Annotated in this window: 4 protein-coding genes; 3 read left to right on the forward strand and 1 reads right to left on the reverse strand. The window is 51.9% G+C overall.

The features are described from left to right. Positions 1-211, reverse strand: a 211-nt coding sequence (locus tag QN395_RS20965) for a hypothetical protein (protein WP_323493046.1), incomplete at its 3' end; no start/stop codon positions are given. Positions 212-491: 280 nt separating this feature from the next. On the opposite strand from QN395_RS20965, the gene QN395_RS20970 reads away from it, so the two are divergent. The 3 genes from QN395_RS20970 (at position 492) to QN395_RS20980 (ending at position 3302) form a co-directional block, all read left to right on the forward strand. Further along, on the forward strand, positions 492-1040 hold the full coding sequence (locus QN395_RS20970) for an ATP-binding cassette domain-containing protein (RefSeq protein ID WP_323493137.1): 549 nt from the start codon (positions 492-494) through the stop codon (positions 1038-1040). Further along, positions 1030-1422, forward strand: coding sequence for a Tn3 family transposase (locus QN395_RS20975; protein ID WP_323493138.1), 393 nt, complete (start codon positions 1030-1032; stop codon positions 1420-1422). Before QN395_RS20970 ends, QN395_RS20975 begins: the two co-directional genes overlap by 11 nt. A 275-nt stretch (positions 1423-1697) precedes the next feature. Further along, the gene (locus QN395_RS20980; RefSeq protein WP_323493009.1) at positions 1698-3302 is read left to right on the forward strand and encodes an IS91 family transposase; all 1605 of its coding nucleotides are present in this window, start codon (positions 1698-1700) and stop codon (positions 3300-3302) included. The last annotated feature ends 383 nt before the right edge of the window (positions 3303-3685 follow it).

The following is a 3685-nucleotide window of genomic DNA, read 5'->3' on the forward strand; positions in this document are numbered from 1 at the left end:
GCTCGGTTTCAAGACCTTTTACTGCGCTCGAACTGGTTCTGACGGGATAACGCAATGAGGGTTTCTGCCGCATTATTGATCGAATGCCGGAATTTCCATGGAATGGCCCTGTGTCCGTCAAACTGGATGGACTGCGCGTGACACCGCAAAAATATTGGTCTGCAAACGAGATCGCCGCGCCTTCGATTTCGAACCGGCTCTTGCGGATCATCCGCGTCAATGCGATCTTGGTTTAGCTAGCGGGACAAAACCGCCTATATCGTTAATATAACGAAAAACAGATTAAACTCTTTGCTTGCTCTTGCAGTCTCGTAGACGATGGAGGGAGTCGAGATTTAACGACATAAACCAATCCAAGGTTTTTGCTGCAACGCCGGTGGGGCAGTTTTAGATGCAAATCAACAAATACTCTCAATCACATTACAAAAATAAACTGTTCACCAACGATGCTCGAACTCCAACACATCTGTAAAATTTTTGACGGTAAGACTGTGCTGCAGGATATAAATCTTAAGGTGCAGAGTGGGACAACGCATGCTCTTATCGGTTCCAGCGGTTCGGGGAAAACCACTCTGCTCCGACTAACATTGGGGTTAATTCCGTTGGATAAGGGCTACGTCAAAATTAACGGACAACCCTTACTGTCGTTTTCGCGTGCCGAATGGGCCGACAAAATTGGCTATATCCCACAAGACGGAGGACTCTTCCCCCATTTGTCTGCGCGAGAAAATGTAGTCATGGTCGCGCGTTTGCGAGGCTGGGAGCGCGCGCGGCTAGCTGCGCGTTTTTCTGAGTTGGTGAGTCTCGTCGATTTGGACGAAACTATTCTGGACCGATTCCCACATGAGCTCAGTGGCGGACAGCAACAGCGCATCGCCATCATGCGCGCTGCTTTCATGGATCCGCCAGTTATGCTGCTTGACGAACCAATGGGCGCACAACTACCCCCACGCCAGTGCTCGATCTCCTACCGTCACTTATTGCACCTAAAACAAATCGACCCCGCTACGCACGATTTTTCTGATCGATTTGTTCATTAACCCTTCTTTCCAACGCGAATTGCGCCATGTATTGAATCGCGGTGAGGCAGTGCATAATCTGTATCGAGCACTCCATACCGGCAAAATCCCGGCCGGGCTGGCAAAACGTCATGATTCGCTGGTTGCCGTTTCATCCAGTTTAAGTTTGCTCAGCTATTGCCTGATGGCATGGAACACTATCCACATGGACCGAGCCAAAACAGAAATAGAATCGATTGGTGGTGAACCTCTGCGCTCAGAAGATTTACGCAAGATTGCGCCTACTAATCTTGAGGGAATTAATTTGCGCGGCACGCTTGAGTTTCCCATTGCTGATTTTGCGAGCAGGATTTTGCCGAATAGTCTGCCCGCTGCACTCGTTGCAACAAAGCGATCAGCGTGACGCCAGATACCTCTGAAAAACGATTGAAAGGCTAACGTTGGTCAGCTGACCGTGATTTTGGCACTTTGACGGGCAACTCTGGTGCCCTAAGCAGCCGTAAAGATATTTCAATGAGCGTCGATAGTGGGGCGTAAGCTGCCAGTCGCGGTGAGCCACCAATCGTCAAGTCAATTGCTTACATAGCAACATAACGAGCTAGAGTGCCTACCGCAGGTCGACAAAAAGCAACACAAAATAACTGATTGGGCATACAGTATTCATCCATTAATTGCGCTATGAATGTTGCTGCCGTGTCAGCCACCAGTCATTCCGATGTTCCGCAAGCCGCTGTTTGCCGCCCACATGCCCGGCACGCATCAGTGCGTCCGGTACAAGGTCAAGCCGCCCCCAAGCTAGCCCCCGCGCTGTACCAAGTCCGTCATCCTGAGCAAAGCCTGTTTTATCGCACCATCGCTGGTCACTTCGAAACCTGGCTCGCGCTTGCCTCTAGCGGACAATTTGACGGGCAAGGTGATCTGCACACGCCAGCGCCTTATGTCGAGACTGCGTTCCGCAAATACCTCGAGTGTGGCATCTTTGCTTACGGCTTCGCCCGCGCCCGCTGCGATGCTTGCGGTCATGATTTTCTGGTCGCGTTTTCCTGCAAAGGGCGCGGCGTTTGCCCATCGTGCAATACACGGCGCATGGTCGAGACGGCAGCGCATCTGTCTGATCACATTTTTCCCAAGCTGCCAGTGCGGCAATGGGTGCTCTCGCTACCGAAGCGCTTACGCTATTTTTTACAGAATGATCCCAAAGCACTCAATACCGCACTGCGGATATTTCTGCGGGTGATTCTGGCTAGCCTGCAGGCACATTGCCCCAGCGCTACGGCAGTCGATCGCCGTCTGGTGCAATTGGCGGCCTGCGCTTTCATTCATCGTTTTGGCTCGAGTCTCAATACCCACGTGCATTTTCATATTTGTGTCGTCGATGGTGTGTTTGAGGCGGTGGATGCGCATGACGGTGACGATGGCGATGTGGGTAGCAAAGTGAAGTTTCATGCGCTGGCGCATCTCAGTGCCGATACCATCGCGCAGGTGCAGAATGAAGCCAAACGACGCATCGTACGTGCCTTCGTTAAGCGTGGTTTGCTCGACAGCATTGATGGCGAAGTGATGCTGCTAGCGCGCCATGGTGGCGGCTTTTCGGTCGATGCCAGTGTTTACATTGCAGCCGATGACAGGGCTGGGCTAGAGCGATTACTGCGCTATTGCGCCCGTCCTCCATTTGCCATGGAAAGGCTGCACCGCAAAGGACAAGGGCATTTACTCTACCACTGTCCCAAACCGCAATCGGGTGGCAAGCAAGGCGATTTGATACTGACGCCATGTGAATTCATCGCCAAGATCGCTGCGTTGGTGCCGCCACCACGTACGCACCGTCATCGTTACTTCGGCGTGTTGGCACCGAATTCACCGCTCAGAGCCGCAGTCACCGCCATGGCGCCCATGCCGGTGATGCCGGTGATTTCTCCTGAGGTGCAGACAATACCGTCAGACCAAGAAGCCCAGAGTCAGAGTAATACTAAACGTTCGCCCGCACGCTACCTGTGGGCAAAATTGATCGCGCGAATCTACGAGGTGTTCCCACTGCTATGTCTGCACTGCGGTGGCCAAATGCGCCTGATCGCGTTCGTCAACGATGGCGCAGAAATTCGCAAAATTCTTGACCATATCGGCGTAGAACCAATCCCGCCAAAGATCAGCAAAGCACGCGGCCCACCCTTGTGGGATGCCTGTGATGAGGCCGAACCAGAGGAATACTTTGATGCCGAGCCAGATGTGGATGTTGGGCAATATGGGCCCGATGAAGATGTCGATCAGAGTGTGAATTGGTAAGGCTAATTTTCTAATTTTTCAATATGGATGCGCGCTGCTTGGCGCATCAGGGCTAGTTTTGTGTCTGCGTTTCATCGGGTGATGTTTTGAGACGATGGTTGTTGCGATTTTGTGTGGATATGATGTCACGCGTGGAAAAGTGTTGTGCAATCCGATCTGATTAGATCGAAACTTGTACTTATGATCACTTGGTTAAGGGAGTATACTTCGCTTAGGTGGCTTGAATTTCCTATCCGCTGCGCGGCTATGATTATGGCGACGCGTATCAAGCGCTGGTCAAAGAGTTAAACAAACAAGGTAGAGTCATTCTGGAAGCAGACCCCGTATCGGTTGCCCGGATGTTAAAAGCCAACACGACCCATATCACGATCATGGCACCATCG

The sequence above is a fragment of the Undibacterium sp. RTI2.2 genome (assembly GCF_035018705.1).
In the GTDB taxonomy this organism is placed as follows: Bacteria; Pseudomonadota; Gammaproteobacteria; order Burkholderiales; family Burkholderiaceae_D; genus Undibacterium.